Here is a 25,639-nt window from a genome sequence, read left to right as displayed (position 1 = left end):
GTACAATAGAATAGAAGAAATGATAATACATACACATACATATGAAGTTTTTGGATAAAATCTATTGACTTAACTTGACCATAATTGGTTAAGCTTATTTAGAATATCTTTTTTTACAGCCAACCTTAAACGAATCCGCTATGCAAGCAGTCATACATAATCTAATTAAGTAATTAAGAGTTTTCATTTCCTGTCCAAAGTGGAAATGTGTTACAATGCAATACATAACAATTGTTGTAAGAAAAGGTAAGTCTAAATAGGATGAGCATTGGATTACGTGCTTAATATATTTAGTAACAAACGGCTGAATTTTATTTGTTTGCATATGATTCGCACAAGCTTAATATAATGATTTGAAGTTTTCAAGGGGTGAAGGATTTGTTTAAATTTAATGATGAAAAAGGGCAATTAAAGTGTTCATTCTGTGGCAAAACACAGGATCAAGTACGAAAGCTTGTTGCCGGACCAGGTGTTTATATATGTGATGAGTGTATAGAACTCTGCACAGAAATTGTAGAAGAAGAGCTTGGAACAGAAGAAGAAGTAGAATTTAAAGATGTACCAAAGCCGTCAGAAATCCGAGATATTCTTGACGAATATGTCATTGGTCAAGACCAAGCAAAGAAATCGTTATCCGTTGCCGTGTATAACCATTACAAGCGCATTAACTCTAACAGCAAAATTGATGATGTGGAACTTTCAAAAAGTAATATTGCCATGATCGGGCCGACTGGAAGCGGGAAAACATTACTTGCACAAACATTAGCCCGTATTTTAAATGTTCCGTTTGCTATTGCTGATGCGACTTCATTAACAGAAGCAGGGTATGTGGGAGAGGATGTAGAGAACATCCTTTTAAAGCTCATTCAATCTGCTGACTATGACGTTGAAAAAGCGGAAAAGGGAATTATTTATATTGATGAAATTGATAAGGTAGCGAGAAAGTCTGAAAACCCATCCATTACTAGAGATGTATCTGGGGAAGGGGTACAGCAAGCACTGTTGAAAATATTAGAGGGAACGGTTGCAAGTGTACCACCTCAAGGTGGACGTAAACATCCTCATCAAGAATTTATCCAAATTGATACAACAAATATTTTGTTTATTTGTGGTGGAGCCTTTGATGGGATTGAGCAAATTATTAAACGCCGATTAGGTCAAAAGGTCATTGGGTTTGGATCAGATACGAAACAAAATGAACTTGATCAAAAGAGCCTGTTATCAAAAGTACTTCCTGAGGATTTATTAAGATTTGGGCTTATTCCAGAATTCATCGGTCGTCTTCCAGTTATTTCAAGTCTAACACCATTAGATGAAGAAGCATTAATTGAAATTTTAACAAAGCCAAAAAATGCGCTTGTTAAACAATATCAAAAAATGCTTGAACTTGATGAAGTAGAGCTTGAGTTCGAGGAAGAGGCACTTACTGAAATTGCTAAAAAGGCAATTGAACGTAAAACAGGTGCTCGCGGACTGCGTTCTATCATTGAAGGAATCATGTTAGATGTGATGTTTGAGCTTCCTTCACGTGAGGATATTAAGAAATGCATTATTACGAAAGAAGCGATCACTGATAATGCTTCACCAAAGCTGATTCTTGAAGATGGTACAATTATTGATGAGGAACGAAAAACTTCAGCTTGAATAAAATTTAGAGAGGCCAAACCATTATAGGGTTTGGTTTTTCTCATTGTGTCTCGTTTATCTCATTCGTGGCACTTCCAGTTTGTACGGCGATGATCTAAGGCGCTTCCGCATTTCTTGCAGCCCAATTTTTTACAACAGATTCTTGTTTATTCCAACTCTGTGAAGGAGATACTAGCATTATCAGCGAGAACTTTTAATGCAGGAGGGAAAAGTATGAGTTGGACGGGGATCGCCTTATTTATACAATTGTTTTTTGGAATTGTCATTGGGCTTTATTTTTGGAATTTGTTAAAAAACCAGCGGACTCAAAAGGTTTCAATCGATCGGGAGTCAAAAAAAGAAATGGATCAATTAAAAAAAATGAGAGCCATTTCTTTAACAGAGCCTCTGGCGGAAAGGGTACGGCCTTCTAGTTTTGCGGATATTGTTGGACAGGAAGATGGGATCAAATCTTTAAAAGCTGCTTTATGCAGTCCAAACCCGCAGCATGTAATTATTTATGGACCACCAGGTGTTGGAAAGACAGCAGCAGCAAGACTCGTATTAGAAGAAGCAAAGAAAACAGCCAAGTCTCCGTTTAAACCGTCTTCTGTTTTTATTGAATTAGATGCAACGACTGCTCGCTTTGATGAACGTGGGATTGCTGATCCTCTTATTGGTTCTGTTCATGATCCTATTTATCAAGGAGCTGGTGCAATGGGACAAGCTGGTATACCTCAGCCGAAACAAGGAGCGGTAACCAATGCCCATGGAGGGGTACTTTTTATTGATGAAATAGGCGAGCTTCACCCAATACAAATGAATAAATTATTGAAGGTATTAGAAGATAGAAAAGTTCTTTTTGAAAGTGCCTATTATAATGAAGAAAATACTCAAATTCCTAATCATATTCACGATATTTTTAAGAATGGCCTTCCAGCCGATTTCAGATTAATTGGTGCAACAACAAGAACGCCAAGTGAAATTCCCCCAGCGATTCGTTCAAGATGTATGGAGGTATTTTTCAGAGAATTATTAGAAGAGGAAATTATTGAAATTGGAAGAAAGGCTGCTAAAAAGGTCAATCTCACGATTAGTGAAAATGCATTAACAATACTAGCATCGTACGCAAGAAATGGGCGTGAAGCAGTCAATCTTATTCAGATTTCAGCTGGATTAGCAATAACGGAAGATAGAGATTACATAAAGGATGAAGATATTGAGTGGGTGATTCAGTCAAGTCAGCTTACTCCTAGAATGGAAAGAAAAATAAATGAGAAATCAGCTATAGGTCTAGTTAACGGTCTTGCCGTATACGGGCCGAATACGGGTGCCCTTCTTGAAATTGAAGTGACTGTCATTCCTGCCACTGATAAAGGAAGTATCAATATTACTGGGATCGTTGAAGAGGAAAGTATCGGCGGACAAGGAAAATCGATACGGAGAAAAAGTATGGCAAGAGGGTCCATTGAAAATGTAATTACTGTTCTTCGTTCAATGGGTGTTCCTGCGAATGATTACGATATTCATGTGAATTTTCCAGGAGGAGTTCCCATTGATGGGCCCTCTGCAGGAATCGCAATGGCGACCGGGATATATTCCGCTATTTATAAGCTTCCAATTGACCATACAGTAGCAATGACAGGAGAAATAAGTATTCACGGGCATGTGAAACCGATCGGTGGTGTGTATCCAAAGGTTAAAGCAGCGAAAAAAGCTGGTGCAAAAACAGTGATTATTCCTGAAGAAAACATGCAATCCATTTTAAAAGAAATTACAGGAATAAAGATTGTTCCTGTAAGCCATTTGAATGAAGTTTTTGATCTAGCCCTTCTAAAGAATATTCATATGGAGCAATCGATAACGGCTTCAGTCGAACTGGTGAAAAAAGAAAGCATTTAGTTGGTGAAAAAACTTCGGCTTGCAATGGATGCGAAAAGCCGAAGTTTTATTTATGCGTTTTGGCTTGTCTTGTGCTTGTCGGGGGTGACCAAACCGCCTCCGCATTTCAAATTAGACACTATCTTATAAATACGATAGAATTGTACAAAGAAATTATTAGAAATTTTATGCTTATAAAGATTTGCATTTGGAGGTGTTTTAGTTTGGCGAAAAAGAAAGAAATCATCGTCCCCCTCCTGCCGCTTCGGGGTTTGCTTGTTTATCCAACAATGGTTCTTCATTTAGATGTTGGCCGTGAAAAATCGGTACAGGCACTTGAAAAAGCGATGGTAGATGACCATTTAATTTTCCTAACTACACAAAAAGAGATCTCGATAGATGAACCTGCAGAAGAAGATTTGTTCACAAGAGGCACATTAACACGTGTCAAACAAATGCTTAAACTTCCAAACGGAACGATTCGAGTGTTAGTAGAAGGTCTTCAACGAGCTGAAATTATTGAATTCTATGATGAAACCAGTCATTATGCTGTCAGTGTGGAAGTGTTTGAAGAACCAACTACAAAGGATGTTGAAGACCAAGCATTGATGAGAACGATGCTTGAATATTTTGAGCAGTACATAAAGGTTTCTAAGAAAATTTCAGCTGAAACGTATTCTGCGGTTGCGGATATTGAGGAACCAGGAAGAATGGCTGATATTATCGCTTCACACCTTCCTTTAAAATTAAAGGAAAAGCAACAAATCTTAGAAACGACCAATATAAAAGAGCGAATGAATCAAGTAATTGAAATTATTCATAATGAGAAAGAAGTTCTAAATTTAGAAAAGAAAATTGGTCAGCGAGTTAAAAAATCGATGGAACGAACGCAAAAGGAATATTATTTACGTGAACAGATGAAGGCGATTCAAAAAGAACTTGGTGATAAAGAAGGAAAGACAGGGGAAATCGCTGCCCTCACGGAAAAAATTGAAAAAGCCGGCATGCCAGAACATATTCAACTAACAGCCCTAAAGGAATTGGACAGATATGAAAAGATTCCTTCTAGTTCAGCTGAAAGTGCGGTTATTCGCAACTATATTGAATGGCTAGTTGCTTTGCCATGGAGTCATGCAACGGAAGACGATTTAAATATTCATAAAGCTGAACGGATATTAAACGAGGATCATTACGGACTTGAAAAGGTAAAGGAGCGCGTTCTTGAATATTTGGCAGTTCAAAAGCTAACCAATTCATTGAAAGGGCCAATTCTATGTCTTGCTGGACCTCCAGGAGTGGGGAAGACAAGTCTAGCCCGTTCAATCGCTGCTTCTCTAAATCGAAAATTTGTCCGAATCTCCTTAGGTGGGGTACGTGATGAATCTGAGATTCGTGGTCATAGAAGGACTTATGTAGGAGCGATGCCAGGCCGTATTATTCAAGGAATGAAAAAAGCAGGTACCATTAATCCTGTGTTCCTTTTAGATGAAATAGACAAGATGTCGAATGATTTCCGTGGCGACCCATCTTCAGCAATGTTAGAAGTGTTAGATCCGGAACAAAATCATAATTTCAGTGATCATTATATTGAAGAGCCATATGATCTTTCTAAGGTAATGTTTATTGCAACGGCAAATGATTTAGGAACCATTCCTGGTCCACTCCGTGATCGAATGGAGATTATTACAATTGCCGGCTATACAGAACTGGAAAAGATTCATATTGCGAAAGATCATCTCTTGCCGAAACAGATTAAAGAGCATGGGCTTTCAAAGTCTCAACTTCAGATTAGAGAAGACGGGATTCAAAAAATCGTTCGTTATTACACGAGAGAAGCAGGTGTGCGCAGCTTAGAACGCCAACTTGCCACAGTATGCCGAAAAACGGCAAAAATTCTTGTTTCTGGTGAAAAGAAAAAAGTAGTGATAACGGAGAAAAACATAGAAGATTTCCTTGGGAAAACAAAGTTTCGTTATGGCCAGGCAGAGCTGGAAGACCAAGTTGGAGTGGCTACTGGGTTAGCTTATACAACGGTTGGCGGAGACACACTGCAAATTGAAGTTTCTCTAGCACCGGGAAAAGGGAAGCTCGTTTTAACAGGGAAGCTTGGCGATGTAATGAAAGAATCGGCACAAGCAGCGTTTAGCTATGTTCGTTCGAAAGCAAAGGAATTGGGTATTGAAGAAGACTTCCATGAAAAATATGATATTCATATCCATGTACCTGAGGGAGCGGTTCCAAAAGATGGACCATCTGCTGGAATTACAATTACAACGGCACTTGTATCTGCACTTTCCGGAAAACCGATCCGTAAAGAGGTAGGAATGACAGGTGAGATTACTTTAAGAGGACGCGTTCTTCCAATTGGCGGTTTGAAAGAGAAATCATTAAGTGCACATCGGGCTGGGCTTACAAAGATTATCATTCCTAAGGATAACGAAAAGGATATTGATGATATCCCTGAAAGTGTCCGGGAAGATCTTAACTTTGTCCTTGTTTCTCATGTTGATGACGTTCTAAAACATGCATTGAATGGCGGTGAACAAGGATGAAAGTAAATTCGGCTGAAATCGTAATTAGTGCGGTAAAACCAGAACAATATCCTGTTGAAGCTTTACCAGAGTTTGCCTTAGCGGGCAGATCGAATGTCGGGAAGTCTTCATTTATTAATAAAATGCTCAATCGAAAAAATTTAGCAAGAACATCATCGAAGCCAGGAAAAACACAAACATTAAACTTTTATCTCATTAATGAAATCATGCATTTTGTCGATGTACCTGGTTATGGCTATGCGAAAGTCTCCAAGAAGGAAAGAGAAGCTTGGGGGAAAATGATTGAAACATATTTAAAGGATAGAGAGCAGCTCAAGGCTGTTGTTCAAATTGTTGATCTTCGTCACCCGCCATCAAAGGATGATGTGATGATGTATAATTTCTTAAAGCATTTTGAAATTCCGTGCATCATTATCGCAACAAAAGCAGATAAGATTCCAAAATCCAAATGGCAGAAGCATTTGAAAGTAGCTAAAGAAACATTAGAATTAGACCCAAATGATCATATCATTCTCTTTTCTTCTGAAACAGGACAGGGAAAAGATCAGGCTTGGGCATTATTACAAGCTTATATGTAAGAATGGAATCCCATTGCAAATATGCAATGGGATTCTTTTTATTATATAAAATGCGAATTTTAGAGGATTCAAAAACATAGAATGGGGTAGGACAAATATTAAGCTAAAAAATAAAGGGGGTATTTACACTAGTGAAACATTTTTGGAAAGGCGCATTTTTGCTCTTGCTTATAGTTGTACTAGCTGCATGCGGATCAAAAGAAGCGTCGAATAAAGGCATGAAACTAGTAGATGATGGTAAGTTTACTTATGCATCTTCAGGTGAGTTTAATCCATTCAGTGTAACGAATAAAGATGGAACAATGAGCGGGTTCGATATTGAAGTTGGAGAAGCTGTTGCAAAGGAATTAGGACTGGAACCAGTCCAGCATAAATTTAAGTTTGGCGGAATTGTCGAAGGTGTTAAATCGGGTCGATTTGATGCAGCGGTAGCAAGTCATACAATTACTGAAGAACGATTGGAAGCCGTTAATTTTTCGATTCCTTATTATTTTTCTGGTCCGCAAATCTATGTTCGTCCTGATAGCTCAGTGGAAACGTTTGATGATTTAAAAAGGCTGGAAGTTGCCGTAGCAAAAGGCACTACATATACAACAGAAGCAGAAAAAGCTACAAATAATATTAAATTCTATGATAGCGATGTAGTAGCTCTAGAGGCATTAAGCAAAGGAAAGCATGATGCGGTTATTACTGACTTTATCACAGGAAAAGAAGCAATCGGTGCTGGAATGAATATTGTCGGCAAAGAATTGCTTGGCCGCAGTGAACAAGCCATTGCTGTGGCAAAAGAAAATACAGAGCTTCTAGAAAAAATTAATAAAGCGCTTGAAAACCTGCATGAGAATGGAACGCTAACAGAAATAAGCAAAAAATATATCGGTGAGGATATCACTGTTGTTCCTGAGTAGGAATAAACATACCGGGCGAATGTAGCAGAAATTACATTCGTCTTTTTTCATAAGCATAACATGTTTAAAGGAGGAAACCTGTGGACTTATTAACAAAATTTATCGACACATATCCAGTCTTTTTAAAAGGAATGCTTCTCACCTTTGAAATAACAATCGTTTCTATTTTTATTGCCATTTTTATAGGATTATTCTTTGCCTTTTTAAAAATATCCAATATAAAAATACTGGAATGGATTGCTGATTTATACATTTTCTTAGTTCGTGGCACCCCGCTTGTTGTCCAGATCTTTATCTTCTACTTTGGATTAACTGCTTTTAATATTTCCGATTTTCTGGCTGTTGTACTAGGACTAGCCTTTCATAACGGGGCTTATATTGCAGAGATTTTCAGAGGGGCTATTCAATCGATTGATCATGGACAAATGGAAGCTGGCCGCTCACTTGGAATGACAATGGGTTTAACAATGAGAAGAATTATTTTGCCGCAAGCAAGCCGCAGAGCGCTTCCACCGTTAGGAAATCAATTCATTATTGCTTTAAAGGACTCCTCGCTCGCCTCGTTTATTGGCATGTACGAGCTCTTTAATGTTGCAACCACGCACGGTTCTCTTAAATATGATTATATGAGCTACTTGCTTATTGTTGCTGTCTATTATCTAGTTCTCGTTCTATTCTTCTCTATTATCGTAAGAATAATTGAGAAAAAAATGTCTAGCAGCGATTAAAGGAGGGAAGATAAATATGAGTAAAGATATTATGATCAATGTAGAGAAGCTGAATAAATCTTTTGGGGATTTACATGTCTTAAGGGATATCGATATGACGGTAAACCAGAGTGAGGTTGTTTGCCTTATTGGTGCGAGCGGGTCTGGAAAAAGCACGCTTCTCCGCTGCATTAATTTTTTAGAATTAAAAGATAGTGGACTTGTTATGATCGGCGGAGAAAAAATCGAGAAAGAAACGCATGATCTAAATGAAGTAAGAGCAAGAGTCGGAATGGTATTTCAGCATTTTAATTTATTTCCGCATAAAACGGTGCTACAAAACGTGATGGAGGCACCAATTTATGTTAAAAAGTATCCAAAAGAAGAAGCGAAGATGGAAGCAAGAGCTTTGCTGAAAAAAGTAGGTCTTTTAGATAAAGAGAATGTGTATCCTTCAAAGCTTTCCGGTGGGCAAAAGCAGCGTGTAGCAATAGCAAGGGCTCTTGCTATGAAACCGGAGATTATGCTCTTTGATGAACCAACCTCTGCGCTTGATCCTGAATTAGTAGGAGAGGTGCTTGCGACAATGAAGGAATTGGCTGAAGAGGGAATGACAATGGTTGTTGTTACCCATGAAATGGGCTTTGCAAGAGAGGTTGCTGATTGGGCTGTCTATATGCATGAGGGACGAATTGTTGAAGTAGGACACCCAGAGCAATTATTCTCAAATCCAAAAGAAGCACGAACAAAAAACTTTTTAGATTCTGTATTGTAATCGAAAAAGACAGGGGAAACTATGTATCCCTGTCTCTTTTCTATTTTTTCTTAATAAAGAGGAAATAACCGCCAATAAGAATGAGGATGACAGGCCAAAATTTCCAAACATTCGAGACTCCGTTATTCAATAGGCCGAACCAGACAATCATGCGATCATAAAAAAGCAGCAAAATCGATAAAAATAAGAAGAGAAGCCCATGAAATAAACCTGATCCAGTCTTTTGATGCTGCAGCAGCAAGCCAAGAGCTAGAATTAAAATAAAAATGCCAATATGATCTGGCCATATTTCCAGCCGATTGACCACATGAAAATGGAGACCAAAACCAGTCAGAATGACGCCAGGCAGGATGGCATGGTATTCTTTTGCGCCGTAGCCCTGAAATAAAAAAGCGACACCAATAATTATTAGTAAGGATGGCCACGTGAAATAAGGCTGCAAAACAGGAATATTGGATTGCTCAAGATAAAAGTAGGCGCCAAAGCCAATTAGGATAATTCCTAGAAAAAAACGTTGATTTTTCATCGTTACACCCTTCCAATAAGGTTCACTTGAATCTGCTATGTTTTTTTGTTACTGTACATATGGGAGGATTTTGTCGAATGATAGAAAGTGGATAGAGCAATGGATTTTCTTTATCTGCACTCTTACTTTATTTTACCATATGAATTCACTATCTGTTCACATTTTACCATTGGATAAAGGGATAGAAATGTTACAATTATAGTAGTATTTTGTGCAATTTAATTGGGGGGGTCAATTGAAACATGCATATTTTAGTTGTCGGTATAAATTATAAAACAGCCCCTGTCGAAATTCGTGAGCGTTTGACATTTAACCCGTCTCAGCTTGCAGATGCTATGAACACATTAAAGAATAAGAAGAGCATCTTAGAGAACGTGATATTGTCAACATGTAATCGGACTGAGATTTATGCAGTTGTTGATCAGCTTCATACAGGCCGATATTATATTAAAGAATTTTTGTCAGAGTGGTTTCAAATAGAGAAGGAAGAATTTTCACCATATTTGTTTATATATGAACAAGAAGGCGCAATGGAGCATTTATTTAGTGTGTCTTGCGGGTTAAACTCCATGATTCTTGGGGAAACCCAAATTTTAGGACAGGTTCGCACAAGCTTCCTGCAAGCTCAGGAAGAGAATACGACTGGAACCGTGTTCAATCATCTGTTTAAGCAAGCCATTACGCTTGCCAAACGGGCCCATTCAGAAACAGAGATCGGTGCAAATGCAGTTTCTGTAAGTTATGCAGCTGTTGAATTAGCGAAGAAAATTTTTGGTTCCTTAGAGAATAAGCATGTCCTTATTTTAGGTGCTGGAAAAATGGGTGAGCTTGCGATTCAAAACCTGCATGCAAACGGTGCAAGTAAGGTAACGGTTATTAATCGTACGTTTGAAAAGGCGCAGGACTTAGCAAACCGCTATGAAGGGCAAGCAAAGACACTGAAAGAGCTTCAATGTGCATTACTTGAAGCAGATATTCTTATTAGCTCAACAGGTGCAAAAGAATTTGTCATTACAAAATGCATGATGCTGCAAGTGGAAAAACTGCGCAAAGGCAAGCCGTTATTCATGGTTGATATTGCTGTTCCGCGTGATTTAGATCCATTGCTTGCTGAATTAGATAGTGTGTTCCTCTATGACATTGATGATCTTGAGGGAATCGTTGAAGCGAATCTTCAGGAGCGTAAAAAAGAAGCCGAAAAGATTCAGCTAATGATTGAAGGAGAAATAGTTGAATTCAAACAATGGCTGAATTTACTTGGAGTTGTTCCAGTCATTTCTGCGTTGCGTGAAAAAGCCCTAGCAATTCAAGCAGAAACGATGACGAGCATAGAAAGAAAGATGCCGAATTTAAGTGATCGGGATAAAAAGGTGTTAAATAAACATACGAAGAGTATTATTAATCAGTTATTGAAGGATCCTATTTTACAGGCTAAAGAAATGGCTGGCCAAAAAGATGCAGATAAGGCATTGGATCTATTCGTGAAAATTTTTAATATAGGAGAACTTGTTAATGAGCGGCAGGAAGTGAGTGCAGCAGAACTAAGGCACTCGGTTGCTCAATCGCCACAGGCTTCCTTTCAATCATAAAAGGAGTACTGTCCATGTTTGAAATTTATATGACACGGCTGCATGAGTTTACAGTCGTTCTTTATGCCTTATGTGTCTTATTATATTTTGTTGATTTTCTGACGTCTAACCGGAAGGCAAACCGAATTGCCTTCTGGTTACTTGCATTTGTATGGGGTTTACAAACAATATTCCTTTTTTTGTATATGTTGAAGACGGGGAGATTTCCTGTCTTGACGATATTTGAAGGGCTTTATTTTTATGCTTGGGTACTGATAAGTTTATCTTTAGCCATAAATCGCTTACTTCGAGTAGATTTTATCGTGTTCTTTACAAATGTGCTTGGATTTATGATCATGGCAATTCATACATTTGCACCCATACAATATGAATCCCATGTTATGGCACAGCAGCTGATTTCTGAATTGCTGCTTATTCATATTACTGTGGCCATTCTATCTTATGGAGCCTTTTCCCTCTCATTTGTGTTTTCGCTGCTGTATCTAATTCAGTACGATCTTTTAAAAAGAAAAAAGTGGGGAACGCGCCTGAAGCGGCTTGCTGACCTTTCAAAGCTTGACAAAATGTCTTTCGTCTTAAATCTTATTGGGGTTCCTATGCTAATTATAAGTTTAATTCTTGGAACAACTTGGGCATACATAAAGGTTCCTGATATGATTTGGTACGATCCTAAGGTGATTGGCTCTTTCATCGTACTCGCGATCTACAGCATTTATTTATATTTAAAGGTTGGGAAAGGACTGACTGGGAATAAGCTTGCTTTATGGAATCTTGCATCCTTTCTCGTCGTTCTTATTAATTTCTTCTTATTTGGAAAACTTTCATCTTTCCATTTCTGGTATTCATAATCGCTTTAAATTTAGGAGGCAATCATGAGAAAAATTATCGTTGGTTCGCGCAGAAGTAAACTTGCATTAACACAGACTAATTGGGTTATTAATCAGTTAAAGGCACTAGATCCGTCTTTTGAATTTGAAGTAAAGGAGATCGTCACAAAAGGCGATCGAATTCTTGATGTAACTTTATCAAAAGTTGGCGGCAAAGGACTTTTTGTGAAGGAAATTGAGCAGGCCATGCTTGATAAGGAAATCGATATGGCGGTACATAGCATGAAGGATATGCCTGCCGTTCTCCCAGATGGCCTCGTCATCGGCTGTATACCAGAAAGAGAAGATCATCGAGATGCACTTATTTCAAAAAATCATATTCGATTTGATGACCTTAAGCCTGGCGCTATCGTTGGAACAAGCAGCTTAAGAAGAGCAGCCCAGCTGTTAGCCCGTCGTCCTGATATCGAAATTAAATGGATTCGCGGAAATATTGATACAAGACTGGAAAAGTTAGAAACAGAAGAATATGATGCGATTATTTTAGCAGCTGCAGGTCTTTCAAGATTAGGGTGGGCATCTGATGTAGTAACAGAATTTCTAGATCCAGATATTTGCCTCCCAGCGATCGGACAAGGTGCATTATCTATTGAGTGCCGTGGAGATGATGAAGAACTGCTTGGATTGTTAAAGAAATTTACATGTGAAAAGACTGATGCCACGGTTAGAGCGGAACGCGCATTCCTTCATAAAATGGAAGGCGGTTGTCAAGTGCCGATTGCAGGATTCGCAGAGTTGAATGACAAGGATCAAGTCGTATTAACCGCACTTGTTGGTTCACCAGATGGAAAAATTATTTATAAAGAACAGATAACTGGCATAAATCCCGAAGAAGTTGGAATTGCTGCCGCAAATAGCTTAATAAAGCTTGGAGGAAAAGAATTGATTGATCAGGTTAAAGCGGAGATGGAAGGCAAATGACAGCCTCCTCCCTTCCTTTAAGAGGAAAAAATATTCTTGTTCCAAGAAGTAAAGGGCAGGCACAATCCTTTTCGGATTTAGTGGAGAAATATGGAGGAAATCCTGTTGAAATCCCTCTGCTTGCCTTTAAACCTGCTCGTTCACCAGAAATACATGCCATCATCAATCAGCTGCATTCGTATGATTGGCTAATTTTTACGAGCAGTATAACGGTTGAAACGTTTCTATCCTTCCTTCATCCATCTGATAGAAAGCAAATGCCAAAAATTGCTGCCATCGGAAGGAAAACAGAAAGCTTTTTATTGGCTAAAGGGCTTCAAGTGGACTTTACGCCAGAGGAGTTCGTTGCTGAAGGATTTGCTGAAGAATTTAAACCATATGTACAAAAGGGAATGAAAGTACTCATTCCGAAGGGGAATTTAGCCCGTAATTATATTGCTGCTTATTTATCTAAATATGGCGCTGTTGTTGATGAAGCAATCATTTACGACACATATTTTCCAGAAGAAAGCAGAGAACTCATTAAAGAAAAGCTAACTCATAGCCAATTAGATATCTTAACCTTTACTAGCCCATCTACAATTGACCATTTAATGGCTGTTGTGAAAGAAAACAATCTTTATGAAAAGGTAGAAGCATGTGTCATCGGCTGTATCGGACCTGTTACAAAGGAAAGAATTGAGTCATATGGGTTAAAGGTTCATATTGCACCGAATGTATACACCGTCCATCACATGATAAAAAGCATAATTGACTATTTAGAAAATGAATATCGGAGGGCATTATAATGGATTTACAATTCACCCGTCATAGACGTTTACGCCAAAGTGCAAATATGCGTGCACTCGTACGTGAAAATCATTTAACAATAGATGATTTCATTTATCCTATTTTCGTAGCAGAGGGAGAGGATGTTAAGAAAGAAATCACGTCGATGCCTGGCATTTATAATTTATCGCTGGATCATCTTGAAGAGGAAATGAATGAGGTTGTTGCTTTAGGGATTAAATCCGTTCTGTTATTCGGTATTCCTTTAGAAAAGGACGAATGCGGCGGGCAAGCTTACCATGATCATGGAATCGTCCAAGAAGCAACCCGTTTAATTAAAGCGAAGTTCCCTGAAATCATCGTTATTGCTGACACTTGTCTTTGTGAATACACAAGCCATGGCCATTGCGGCTTGATAGAAGGAGATCAAGTTTTAAATGATGCCTCGCTTGAATTGCTTGTTCAGACAGCTGTTAGCCAGGCAAAGGCTGGAGCGGACATTATTGCACCATCTAATATGATGGATGGATTTGTCGTTGCTATTCGTGCTGGATTAGATGAGGCTGGTTTTGAAAATGTGCCAATTATGTCTTATGCGGTGAAGTATGCCTCTGCTTTCTATGGCCCATTCCGTGACGCGGCTGATAGTACACCTCAATTTGGCGACCGAAAGGCTTATCAAATGGACCCTGCAAATCGTATGGAAGCATTGCGTGAAGCAGAGTCTGATTTAATGGAAGGCGCTGACTTCCTAATAGTGAAACCTGGTATGCCTTATCTGGATATTGTTCGTGATGTGAAAAATAATTTCAATCTTCCACTCGTTATTTATAATGTAAGCGGCGAATATTCCATGGTTAAAGCAGCTGCTCAGAACGGATGGATTGATGAAAAAAGAATCGTAATGGAAATGCTGACTGGGATGAAACGCGCTGGCTGCGACCTTATCATTACATACCATGCAAAAGATGCAGCTAGATGGCTAAAAGAACAATAATTTTTAAGTTTTAGGTACTAACAAAAGGTATTTGTACGGCAATATAGATGAATATGTTGGAATAAAGTTAGGTTGATTGGAGCGTAAGGTGTGAGACTCCTGCGGAAGGAGTGGGACAGGTGAGACCCCGCAGGAGCGTAGGCGACGAGGAGGCTCAGCGCCCGCCCCGCGGAAAGCGAGCATCCTGAAGCGGAAAACAACCTTTGCCAAAACTGCATTATTTTCAACAATAAAAAAGTGAAAAGAGGGATTAGATGCGCTCTTACGATAAATCCATTCAAGCTTTTAAGGAAGCGAAAAAATTTATGCCGGGAGGAGTTAACTCTCCTGTGCGTGCGTTTAAATCAGTAAACATGGATCCAATTTTTATGGAAAGAGGAAAAGGCTCGAAAATCTATGATATCGATGGAAATGAATACATTGACTACGTATTATCATGGGGACCGCTCATTTTAGGACATACAAATGACCGTGTCGTCGAAGCACTTAAAAAGGTTGCAGAATTAGGTACAAGCTTTGGTGCACCGACAGTTACTGAAAATGAGCTTGCTAAGCTAGTAATTGAAAGAGTTCCGTCTATTGAAATCATACGTATGGTTTCCTCTGGAACAGAAGCAACAATGAGTGCGCTAAGACTTGCACGCGGCTATACTGGCCGAAACAAAATTCTGAAGTTTGAAGGCTGCTATCATGGTCATGGAGATTCCTTATTGATTAAAGCTGGCTCTGGAGTGGCAACGCTTGGTCTTCCAGATAGTCCTGGGGTACCAGAAGGAATCGCAAAGAATACGATTACTGTTCCTTACAATGATTTGGAAAGCGTAAAGTATGCTTTCGAGCAATTCGGTGAAGATATTGCTGGAATTATTGTGGAGCCTGTTGCGGGTAATATGGGCGTTGTACCACCGCTTCCGGGCTTTTTAGAAGGACTAAGAGAAATTACGACACAATACGGAGCATTGCTGATTTTTGACGAAGTAATGACTGGATTCCGTGTCGGATATAACTGTGCTCAAGGCTACTTCAATGTTACTCCGGATATCACTTGTTTAGGAAAAGTAATCGGCGGAGGTCTTCCAGTAGGTGCTTACGGTGGTAAGGCTGAAATTATGGAGCAAATTGCACCGAGCGGCCCTATCTATCAAGCTGGAACATTATCAGGAAACCCACTAGCTATGACAGCTGGATATGAAACATTAAGTCAGCTAACACCTGAGGCATATACGGAATTTACACGTAAAGGGGATATGCTTGAAGCGGGGATTAAAGTGGCTGCTGAAAAGTATGATATTCCGAATACCGTTAATCGTGCTGGCTCAATGATCGGCTTCTTCTTTACGAATGAAAATGTCATTAATTATGATAAAGCAAAAGCTTCAAACCTAGACTATTTTGCAGCATACTACCGTGAAATGGCAAATCAAGGCGTCTTCCTGCCACCATCTCAATTTGAAGGCTTGTTCTTATCAACTGCACATAGTGACGAAGATATAGAAAAAACACTACAAGCAATCGAAATTGCTTTTTCGAAAATTAAAGGGTAATTATTAGGCACTCATCTCTAATAGATGGGTGTTTTTTTTGTGCTGCTTCGTTTTTCAATCATAAAAGAATTAACTTTCTCATAAAGTGTAAATGACATAGTGATAAAGCGTGTTGTGTTATGAAAGGAGGAGTCGCTTTGTCTCAGGGGAGCCAATCGTGTTTACGATTTTCTTTGGAAGAGTCTGTCTGGTTTCAAAAAGGACAGGAAGTACTAGATTTGATTTCTATCTCGTTAGACCCTGATATTTTTATTCAGGAAGATGATCAATATGTTACGATTCAAGGAGCGCTCGAGCTATCAGGTGAATATAAACGCAATGAAATAGAGACAGCGGAAGATGAAGGAACTTTTGCCGCTCCAAAATTCATTCAAGTGGTAGAAGAAAGAGAAGAAGGAGTTTGTGAATTTAGACATTACTTCCCAGTTGATATAACTATACCGATCAATAGGATTCAAAGCCTAAATGACATTGATGTTCAAGTAGAATCCTTTGATTATATCTTTCCTGAAAGAAGCTGTTTGAAGCTATCTGCTAATTTAATGATCACTGGCTTATATGGGGAGCAACAGTCATCCTACGAAGTGGATACGCAGGATGAGGAGGAATTAGAACCATTTTTGGCAAGATCGCCTGCTGCAGAAGATGTAGTGGATGTGAGTCCGTTAGAAAAAGCTTTTGCAGAAGAAGAGGATCAAAAGGAAGATCGAACAGAAATTTTTGTTAGTTCAGCAAATGAAATTGAAAAGCATGATGAGTTTAAGGAAAAAGTCTATATTCCATTTGAAGCTGAGGCAAGAAAAGAGCCTGAACCAGAGCCAGAGCCGAAAGAAGAAGTAAAAAAGGCAGATGAGCCAGAAATCACATTTTATTCTTCAAAAAGAAGTGAAGAATCACCTCCATCAGCAGAAGATATTTTTGAAATTCCGGTAGATGAAAGTCTAGTACAGGATGTGAATATGCCTAAGGTCGAAAGCCCTGAACAAGAAGCAAAACCAGAATCTCCTGAGATTATTGATGAAAGTCCTGAGAAAACGGATAAGAAAAAGAAGAAATCGAAAAAGAAAAGCATGACCTTAACAGAATTTTTTGCCCGTAAGGAAGAGTCCGATCATGTGGCAAAATTAAAGGTATGCATTGTTCAAAGCGGAGATACACTGGATCTCATTGCAGAAAGGTATGCGATTGGTGTTCACCAGCTGTTAAGTGTCAATCATTTAGAAATTAATCAAGATATCTCTGAAGGGCAAGTACTTTATATTCCAGCTGTTGTAGCCCGTTAAAAAATGCAAAAACAGGCTGGGCAGGTTAGCGAACACCTGCTTAGGCTGTTTTCTTTTTTAAAGGATAAGAAAAATATATCACTTTTTAAATTGGGAACTGTCTAGCGCAAGCAGCCTATCGCCTATCAAACTTTAGGTCTCCTCCCTACGATAAGTCAACATCGGCTTGCTTACGCTTTTCTTAAGAAAGAGAGTGGATTCTTATGGAAAAGGAGAATCGATTACTAAAGGTTGCACCGATATTAAAGAACTATGCCCTTGAACCGCATTTTGTTGAGGAGCGTGGCCGCATACGGAAAATTTATACGAATAAAGGGGTCTTTGCCTTAAAGAAAATTGATCCAAAGCATGGTGGTGATTTCATACGCCATGTCCAGTCTCTCTTTCAAAAAGGCTATAACCGAATTGTCCCTATTTTTCCTGCAGTTGATGGGAGATATGCGGTTTTACATGAAAATGAACTATATTACTTAATGCCATGGCTAGCAAATGAAGTGAAGGAAAATCGATTCGAGCGGAATCAGCAGCTGTTTCGTGAACTGGCAAGACTTCATACTTTATCTGTTAGGGAAGTAACAATCAGTAAGGAGGATCGTTCAGAGCATTATGAGAAGACATTGCTTGAATGGGAGAAAGAAAACGAATTTTTAATTGGATTTATAGAATCATGTGAAAGCAGAGAGTACTTATCTCCCTTCGAGCTAATGTTTTCTCTTTCTTATCACGACATTAGCCAGGCATTGCAATTTTCCATCAAAAGATTTAAAACGTGGTTTGAAAAAACGGAGGAAAGTGAAAAAGCTCGCACTGTGATTATTCATGGTAAGATCTCCACTGAACATTTCTTATTTGATGATAAAGGACATGGGTACTTCACGAATTTTGAAAAGTCCAGACTAGGCTCCCCTCTTCATGATTTATTGCCGTTCTTATCGAGAACGTTAAAAACCTATCCGAAACGATCAGAGGAATGCATAGAGTGGATATATACGTATTTAAAGTATTTTCCGTTTAAAGAGGATGAGTTATTACTTTTTCAGAGTTATTTTGCCCATCCAGGTGCAGTCATACGATCCGCAGAAAACTATTTTAAAGCATCAGATCGTAAAGGTGAAAGAAAATCAGTCTTGCACTTCCAAAGACAATACTGGCTTCTGAAAAATACAGAATATATACTAATGAGAATTGAAGAGATTGAGGCACAAAAGAAGCAGGCAAAAGCAATGGCAGAGGCTGAAGGGCAAAGCGGAGCCCAGAATTGAAACACGAATTTTGGGCTCCTATAGTAATTCGAAGTGAAAAGCAATAGCTAATAATATTAGCACAGTTAGCAGCAATACATCGAGTGTAAATGGAAAAAGAATTGTACGAATTCCTTGAAAAACACAAATAGGGATAATAAATTGTGCACAAACACCTCTGACTTTTCTTAACCACGGTGGAAGAATATACGGATTATATCTTCTTTTCACTCGGCAAACCCCTTTCCTAACATTCCTTTCTCATACTATTCTATGTTCACTTCTCTTTGTTAGTGCCTATATTTTAATAAGGCCTTTTTTATAAAAATGAGGTACAAAAAAATTTAATTGAATAAATTATAAAGAAATCGGCAATTAATATTGACTATAGCCATCATTTTTCGGTAGTATATTTATAAATTAAAATCACAAGCAAAGACAGGGAAGAGTACATTAGCTATTTGCTTTTAGAGAGGAAAACCATCAGCTGAAAGGTTTTCTAAGCGGAACTATTGGAAGGTCGCCCTCGAGCTTCTTTCGCGAAAGGACTATCGTCCAAGTAGTGAAAGACGGGAAATCCGTTATCTATTTAAGAGTCAACTACATCTCTATTGTAGTTGAAAAAAAGGTGGTACCGCGAAGCAAACTCCATTCGTCCTTTAAGGCGATGGGGTTTTTTTATTTTCTTTTATAGTATTGAATGATCATTGATTGGAAAGGAAGATTGACGATGGAGACAAAGGAACTGACAATGCCGACGAAATATGATCCACAGGCAATTGAACAAGGGCGTTATGATTGGTGGCTTAAGGGGAAATTTTTTGAGGCGAAGGATGACGAAAAGAAGGAGCCCTATACGATTGTTATTCCACCGCCTAACGTAACAGGAAGACTGCATCTTGGGCATGCATGGGACACGACCCTCCAAGATATTCTAACTCGTATGAAACGGATGCAAGGCTACGATGTATTGTGGCTTCCAGGAATGGACCATGCAGGAATTGCTACACAGGCAAAAGTAGAAGAAAAGCTTCGCAATGAAGGAAAGAGCCGCTACGATTTAGGCCGTGAAAAATTTGTTGAAGAAACATGGAAATGGAAAGAGGAATATGCAAGCCATATCCGTCAGCAATGGTCCAAGCTTGGTCTAGGTCTTGATTACAGCCGTGAGCGTTTTACGCTTGATGAAGGGCTATCAAAGGCTGTTCGTGAAGTATTTGTATCCCTTTATAATAAGGGACTTATCTATCGCGGCGAATATATTATTAACTGGGACCCATCAACGAAAACAGCCCTATCTGACATTGAGGTTATCCATAAAGATGTTCAGGGTGCCTTCTATCATATGAGATATCCTCTTGCCGATGGGTCAGGACATATTGAAATTGCGACGACACGTCCTGAAACCATGCTTGGGGATACCGCTGTAGCTGTTCACCCTGAAGACGAGCGCTATAAGCATTTAATTGGCAAAACGGTTAAGCTCCCAATCGTTGGACGTGAAATTCCAATTGTTGCGGATGATTATGTAGACATGGAGTTTGGTTCAGGTGCTGTGAAAATTACTCCTGCTCATGACCCGAATGACTTCGAAATCGGAAATCGCCACAATCTTGAACGCGTTCTTGTCATGAATGAAGATGGAACGATGAATGCAAAGGCTGATAAGTACCAAGGGATGGATCGGTTCGAATGCCGCAAGCAGATTGTTAAAGATCTGCAGGAGCAAGGTGTATTGTTTAAAATTGAAGAGCATATGCATTCAGTTGGCCACTCAGAACGAAGCGGTGCGGTCGTTGAACCATATCTCTCCACTCAATGGTTTGTAAAAATGCAGCCATTAGCTGATGAAGCAATTGCCCTTCAGGAGAAAGAAAATAAAGTAAACTTTGTTCCAAACCGTTTTGAAAATACGTATCTTCGCTGGATGGAAAATATCCGTGACTGGTGTATTTCACGTCAGCTTTGGTGGGGACACCGCATCCCTGCTTGGTATCATAAGGAAACGGGTGAGGTGTTCGTTGCCCATGAAGCACCTGAAGATATCGAGAATTGGGAACAGGATAAGGATGTTTTAGACACATGGTTCAGTTCTGCGTTATGGCCTTTCTCGACAATGGGCTGGCCTGATACAGAGTCTGCTGATTATAAACGCTATTATCCAACGGCAGCTTTAGTTACAGGATATGACATTATCTTCTTCTGGGTATCAAGGATGATTTTCCAAGGACTTAAATTTACAGACGAACGTCCATTTAAAGATGTACTCATCCATGGCTTAGTTCGTGATGCAGAAGGCCGCAAAATGAGTAAGTCGCTCGGAAATGGTGTCGATCCAATGGATGTTATTGATAAATATGGAGCAGATTCTTTACGATACTTCTTATCAACAGGAAGCTCACCAGGGCAAGATTTACGATTCAGCATGGAGAAGGTTGAAGCGACATGGAACTTTGCGAATAAGATTTGGAATGCATCCCGTTTTGCGTTAATGAATATGAACGGCTTAACCTATGACGAAATTGATCTAAGCGGAGAAAAATCAGTAGCTGATAAATGGATTTTAACTCGTTTGAATGAAACAATTGAAACCGTAACGAGATTATCAGACCGCTATGAGTTCGGTGAAGTTGGCCGTATTCTTTATAACTTCATTTGGGACGATTTCTGTGACTGGTATATTGAAATGGCTAAGCTTCCTCTATACGGAGAAGACGAAGCAGCGAAGAAAACGACTCGTTCTATTTTGGCTTATGTACTAGACAATACAATGAGATTGCTGCATCCGTTTATGCCATTCATTACCGAGGAAATTTGGCAGAACCTTCCTCATTCAGGTGAATCAATTACAACAGCTTCATGGCCAGAAGTGAATCCTGAATTCACGGATGAGAAGGCTGCTGATGAAATGAAGCTATTAGTTGAAATCATCCGTTCAGTTCGCAATAGCCGTGCGGAAGTGAACACACCAATGAGTAAAAAGATTAAGATGATTTTAAAAGCAAAGGATGAAGCGATTCTGAGCACATTAGAAAGCAATCGTGGCTATATTGAGCGTTTCTGTAATCCGGAGGAACTGATCCTTGCAACGGATGTTGAAACCCCTGAAAAAGCGATGACAGCGGTTGTAACTGGTGCAGAAATCATCTTGCCGCTTGAGGGCTTAATTAATATTGAAGAGGAAATTACCCGATTAGAAAAAGAATGGGATAAACTCAACAAAGAAGTTGAGCGTGTTCAGAAGAAATTGAGCAATGAGGGCTTTGTTAAAAAGGCACCGGAAAAAGTAATAGAAGAAGAAAAAGCAAAAGAGCTTGATTATAGTGAGAAGCGAGCGGCTGTCGAAGCGCGTATTAGAGAATTAAAAGGCGAATAACAAAGTAATTTGAAGGCGAATCCAACTATATTGGATTCGTCTTCCTATGTGTAGTTAGGAGGGACTAGCATGTTTAATACATATGAAGAAGCAGTTACTTGGATACACTCTCGCTTAAGACTTGGAGTGAAGCCTGGGTTGAAAAGAATGGAATGGATGATGGAGAAGCTGGGTCATCCTGAAAGAAGAATGAAATCAATCCATATCGGTGGAACAAATGGAAAGGGTTCAACATTAACATATCTTCGCCATATTCTTCAGGAATCTGGCTGTTCAGTAGGGACTTTTACCTCTCCCTATTTCGAGCAATTTAATGAAAGAATTGCATTGAATGGTGTTCCGATTCAAGATGAGGATATTGTTCGGCTGGCAAATGATATTTACCCGCTTTCCGTGGAACTGGAAGCGACTGATCTTGGCGGTCCGACTGAATTTGAAATCATCACAGCGATGGCGATGCAATATTTTGGTCATGTACAGCCAGTGGATATTGTTCTATTTGAGGTTGGACTTGGCGGAAGGTTCGATTCCACTAATATTATCTTTCCGATTTTATCCATTATTACAAATATCGGGTTGGATCATACAGGCATACTCGGATCTACCCATGCAGAAATTGCTTTTGAAAAAGCCGGTATTATTAAACCGGGAACGAGCATCATTACGGCAGTAAAACAAGAAGAGGCTAAGAAGGTTATTGAAAATAAAGCACTTGAAATGAAGGCACCCTTGTATTCTCTTGGCAGCCAGTTTTCAATTGAAGGCCATCACTCAACAACGACGGGGGAAATATTTTCGCAAATAACACCTTTTCGTAAATGGAGTCATTTAGAAATTTCTATGGCAGGCAGCCACCAAACAGAAAATGCCTCATTAGCACTAATGGCCGTGGAGCTATTAAATAAATACTATTCTTTCTTAATTGAAGACGAGCATATATACTCAGGTCTGAAAAAGTCATACTGGCCTGGCCGATTTGAAACGATTTCAATGGATCCATTGATTATTATTGATGGGGCTCATAATGAAGAAGGAATCACAGCATTAGTAAATGAATTGAATAAGCGCTATTCTGAAAAGAAAATCAGAATCATCTTTACAGCTCTTTCTGATAAAAAAATGGATAAGATGATCCTAAATTTAGATGCGGCTGCAGATAAAATCACCTTTGTAAGCTTTGATTTTCCAAGAGCAGCAAGTGCAGAATCTTTATTCAGCATAAGTCAAAATGAAAATAAGCATTACGCACCGAATTGGAAAGCAGCAATAGATGAGGAAATCCATTCTCTTCGAAGCGATGAAGTCCTCGTTATTACAGGGTCTCTATACTTCCTATCCGAGGCGAAGCCATATCTGTCTGAAGCTGTAAACAGGTAAAATGAAGAAGGATTCGTGTGACATCATTTTGAAAATTTGGTAAGATAGTCATATTATATGACAAATGACCTATAAATGTTTTGAGGAAGGGGGATATAAGTGGTGAGTTTGCTTAAGAAAAGGATGACTTGGATTATTTGGTTGCTAGTATTTCCGTTAGGTCTATGGGTAACTTACCAAAATTATCCTCCTCAAATCTCTGGTCGCGAATTAGATGTATTGCTATTCTTATTGCTTGCTTCATTTGTAGCAGCTACACCAATGATTATAAATAGATCTCCTGTATTTTTAATCCAATGGGTTTCCTGGGCGGTCTTTTTATCATTTGGTCTGTTTGTTGAATTAGTAATCATCCAAGTTGCACTCATTGTTTTACTTATCCGCGTTAAGCTTCCTAGTACTGAATTTTTTCGAGTTCCGTTAAACTCTCTCATGTTCTTTCTTGTTTCTCTATTGAGTGGTATTTTTTATTACTCACTTGGTGGGAAAACGGGAATCCATATAGGTGAGTTACATGATTCTTTTTGGCTTATCGTAATCTATCCTATTACTAATTACCTTTTGAATCATTTCATCATCATTATTATAAATCTACTAGTTTATAATGGTCGTAAAAATATTTTTGGAAAAGACTTTGTTTGGGAGACGGTTGCAACATTGATAACCTTTCCAATCGGTTTTGTCCTATACACGCTCTATATAGAAATCGGACTTATTGCCGTTTTGTTCGTTGGTGTACCATTTTCTAGTCTATCGATTATTTTGAATCTTTATTATTCAAGCGATAAAATTAATGGTTTTTTACAAAAGGCCACAGAAATCGGACACCAGCTAGCAGAAAAATTAATCGTAAATGAAGTTCTCGACTTATTTATTGAGAAGATAACAGAGATGCTTACCGTTGATAGCGCATACATCCTTGATGTGGTAGATGAAAAGGAATTACAGATTCTTCGTTATATAGAAAAAGGTGAAGTAATATCATCATATGCTGGCTCGCTTACAAAGAAGGAAGGAATAAGTGGACTAGTTTGGGATCAGCGTAAGCCGATGTTATTTCATAAGAAGGAAGAATGGAGCCATCTTCCCAAAGGCTATTTGCCTGACACGATTGAGAGTGTCTTAAGTGTTCCAGTGATTCGAAATAATCAAGTAACAGGGGTTTTGGTACTTGCCTCGACACAAAAAAGAGCATATGAGAAGTCCCAGCTAATGATTATCGATATCCTTTGTTCACATTTTGCAGTAGCAATCGAGAATGCTAGACATTACGAGGAAACAAAGGCACAAAGCGAACGCTGTGCGTTAACACAGCTTTATAATTACCGTTATTTTGATAATCTATTGAGCAGAGAATTTGATCGACTTGAAACCTTTGAAAGAGAACAGTTATCACTGATTATTCTAGACATCGATCACTTTAAATCAATAAATGATACATACGGTCATCAAAGCGGCAATGAAATTCTTTGCCAGCTTGCCGATAAATTAGGGCAATTAATAGGTGATAGAGGAACGGTCGCTAGGTATGGAGGAGAGGAATTTATTATCCTTCTTCCAGATGTGACAAAAGAAGTTGCACTTATAACAGCAGAAACCATCAGGCAAACGATTGCCTTACATACCTTCACACTGACACAGCATATGGAGTGGGATGGGAACCCGCTTGGTGTAAATATCACAGCCTCAATTGGTGTTGCAGCTGCCCCACTTGATGCAGAAGATTCCCTTTCTCTCATCCGTCATGCTGATCGAGCTTTATATGTTGGCGCGAAGAGAGCTGGACGGAATCGGGTGGCGGAGTATGTGAAGTGAAGATTCCAGTGAGTTGGGATCTTTTTTTATGGTAGAAAACCCCAGGCTATGCCCAGGGTTTAAAAAAGTTATCAGCTTAGAATAAAAGCTCTTTGTAATGTTAAATTAAATGTGGTTCGTTGTTAAAAAGTATTAGTTTATATATCAAAACATGTGAGTATATACAGATTAGAATTATAAATTCTACACTTCTTTACGGACTACAAATTTTCTTGAATGTTACCGTTAGTCACTTTAGCACGTCTAAGGTTAATGTATTTTGTAAGTCCCATTAAATAAGTGGTAGTT

At 38.9% G+C, this 25,639-nt stretch carries 20 protein-coding genes and 1 other annotated feature; of the genes, 18 read left to right on the top strand and 2 right to left on the bottom strand.

Going from position 1 to position 25,639, the window contains the following annotated elements; translation table 11 throughout:
* Positions 1–378: 378 nt before the first annotated feature.
* The 7 genes from clpX (at position 379) to AN957_RS20320 (ending at position 9,027) form a co-directional block, all read left to right on the top strand.
* Entirely contained in the window at positions 379–1,644 is a 1,266-nt protein-coding gene (gene clpX, locus AN957_RS20350) for an ATP-dependent protease ATP-binding subunit ClpX (RefSeq protein WP_053477202.1), read from the top strand.
* 216 nt (positions 1,645–1,860) lie between these two features.
* Complete coding sequence (lonB, locus tag AN957_RS20345) at positions 1,861–3,528, top strand: ATP-dependent protease LonB (protein WP_053477201.1); 1,668 nt, start codon at positions 1,861–1,863, stop codon at positions 3,526–3,528.
* A gap of 203 nt (positions 3,529–3,731) precedes the next feature.
* Positions 3,732–6,059, top strand: coding sequence for an endopeptidase La (gene lon / locus AN957_RS20340; protein WP_053477200.1), 2,328 nt, complete (start codon positions 3,732–3,734; stop codon positions 6,057–6,059).
* A complete protein-coding gene (gene yihA, locus AN957_RS20335) occupies positions 6,056–6,637 on the top strand; it encodes a ribosome biogenesis GTP-binding protein YihA/YsxC (protein WP_053477199.1) in 582 nt (193 codons plus the stop codon). The genes lon and yihA overlap by 4 nt, the downstream gene beginning before the upstream one ends.
* Positions 6,638–6,768: 131 nt before the next feature.
* The gene (locus AN957_RS20330) at positions 6,769–7,545 is read left to right on the top strand and encodes a transporter substrate-binding domain-containing protein (RefSeq protein ID WP_053477198.1); all 777 of its coding nucleotides are present in this window, start codon (positions 6,769–6,771) and stop codon (positions 7,543–7,545) included.
* A gap of 80 nt (positions 7,546–7,625) precedes the next feature.
* Positions 7,626–8,273 (top strand): amino acid ABC transporter permease, encoded by a 648-nt coding sequence (locus tag AN957_RS20325; protein ID WP_053477197.1) that lies wholly within the window; start codon positions 7,626–7,628, stop codon positions 8,271–8,273.
* Between the two features lie 16 nt (positions 8,274–8,289).
* Positions 8,290–9,027, top strand: coding sequence for an amino acid ABC transporter ATP-binding protein (locus AN957_RS20320; protein WP_056685904.1), 738 nt, complete (start codon positions 8,290–8,292; stop codon positions 9,025–9,027).
* 40 nt (positions 9,028–9,067) lie between these two features.
* On the opposite strand, the gene AN957_RS20315 is transcribed toward AN957_RS20320, so the two are convergent.
* Positions 9,068–9,553 (bottom strand): LiaI-LiaF-like domain-containing protein, encoded by a 486-nt coding sequence (locus AN957_RS20315; protein WP_053477195.1) that lies wholly within the window; start codon positions 9,551–9,553, stop codon positions 9,068–9,070.
* Between the two features lie 242 nt (positions 9,554–9,795).
* Here AN957_RS20315 and hemA point away from each other — a divergent pair, with 242 nt between their 5' ends.
* From hemA to ysxE, 8 genes are all read left to right on the top strand, one after another.
* Positions 9,796–11,142: a glutamyl-tRNA reductase gene (gene hemA / locus AN957_RS20310; RefSeq protein WP_053477194.1), complete on the top strand. Its 1,347-nt coding sequence runs from the start codon at positions 9,796–9,798 to the stop codon at positions 11,140–11,142.
* Between the two features lie 14 nt (positions 11,143–11,156).
* Positions 11,157–11,990: a cytochrome C assembly family protein gene (locus AN957_RS20305; RefSeq protein WP_053477193.1), complete on the top strand. Its 834-nt coding sequence runs from the start codon at positions 11,157–11,159 to the stop codon at positions 11,988–11,990.
* A gap of 24 nt (positions 11,991–12,014) precedes the next feature.
* Positions 12,015–12,950, top strand: coding sequence for a hydroxymethylbilane synthase (hemC, locus tag AN957_RS20300; protein WP_053477192.1), 936 nt, complete (start codon positions 12,015–12,017; stop codon positions 12,948–12,950).
* Positions 12,947–13,738, top strand: coding sequence for a uroporphyrinogen-III synthase (locus AN957_RS20295; RefSeq protein WP_053477191.1), 792 nt, complete (start codon positions 12,947–12,949; stop codon positions 13,736–13,738). Before hemC ends, AN957_RS20295 begins: the two co-directional genes overlap by 4 nt.
* Positions 13,738–14,715 carry a porphobilinogen synthase gene (hemB, locus tag AN957_RS20290; protein WP_053477190.1) on the top strand — a complete coding sequence of 326 codons (978 nt, stop codon included), beginning with the start codon at positions 13,738–13,740 and terminating at the stop codon, positions 14,713–14,715. The genes AN957_RS20295 and hemB overlap by 1 nt, the downstream gene beginning before the upstream one ends.
* A gap of 254 nt (positions 14,716–14,969) precedes the next feature.
* A complete protein-coding gene (hemL, locus tag AN957_RS20285) occupies positions 14,970–16,259 on the top strand; it encodes a glutamate-1-semialdehyde 2,1-aminomutase (protein WP_056685901.1) in 1,290 nt (429 codons plus the stop codon).
* A 137-nt stretch (positions 16,260–16,396) separates the two neighbouring features.
* On the top strand, positions 16,397–17,542 hold the full coding sequence (gene spoVID / locus AN957_RS20280; RefSeq protein ID WP_056685898.1) for a stage VI sporulation protein D: 1,146 nt from the start codon (positions 16,397–16,399) through the stop codon (positions 17,540–17,542).
* Positions 17,543–17,745: 203 nt separating this feature from the next.
* Positions 17,746–18,804, top strand: coding sequence for a spore coat protein YsxE (ysxE, locus tag AN957_RS20275; RefSeq protein WP_056685895.1), 1,059 nt, complete (start codon positions 17,746–17,748; stop codon positions 18,802–18,804).
* Positions 18,805–18,822: 18 nt separating this feature from the next.
* Here ysxE and AN957_RS20270 read toward each other — a convergent pair whose 3' ends face one another.
* Positions 18,823–19,014, bottom strand: a complete 192-nt coding sequence (locus tag AN957_RS20270; RefSeq protein WP_053477186.1) for a hypothetical protein — start codon at positions 19,012–19,014, stop codon at positions 18,823–18,825.
* A 195-nt stretch (positions 19,015–19,209) separates the two neighbouring features.
* Positions 19,210–19,446: a binding site (T-box leader), on the top strand.
* A 67-nt stretch (positions 19,447–19,513) separates the two neighbouring features.
* Here AN957_RS20270 and AN957_RS20265 point away from each other — a divergent pair.
* From AN957_RS20265 to AN957_RS20255, 3 genes are all read left to right on the top strand, one after another.
* Complete coding sequence (locus AN957_RS20265; protein WP_056685892.1) at positions 19,514–22,159, top strand: valine--tRNA ligase; 2,646 nt, start codon at positions 19,514–19,516, stop codon at positions 22,157–22,159.
* Positions 22,160–22,228: 69 nt separating this feature from the next.
* Complete coding sequence (locus AN957_RS20260) at positions 22,229–23,536, top strand: bifunctional folylpolyglutamate synthase/dihydrofolate synthase (protein ID WP_056685889.1); 1,308 nt, start codon at positions 22,229–22,231, stop codon at positions 23,534–23,536.
* Positions 23,537–23,638: 102 nt separating this feature from the next.
* Positions 23,639–25,351, top strand: coding sequence for a sensor domain-containing diguanylate cyclase (locus AN957_RS20255; protein ID WP_342668501.1), 1,713 nt, complete (start codon positions 23,639–23,641; stop codon positions 25,349–25,351).
* The last annotated feature ends 288 nt before the right edge of the window (positions 25,352–25,639 follow it).

The organism is Cytobacillus solani (assembly GCF_001420595.1).
Lineage (GTDB): Bacteria > Bacillota > Bacilli > Bacillales > Cytobacillaceae > Cytobacillus > Cytobacillus solani.
Note: the sequence above shows the minus strand (reverse complement) of the source record. Positions and strands in the feature narration are given on the sequence as shown.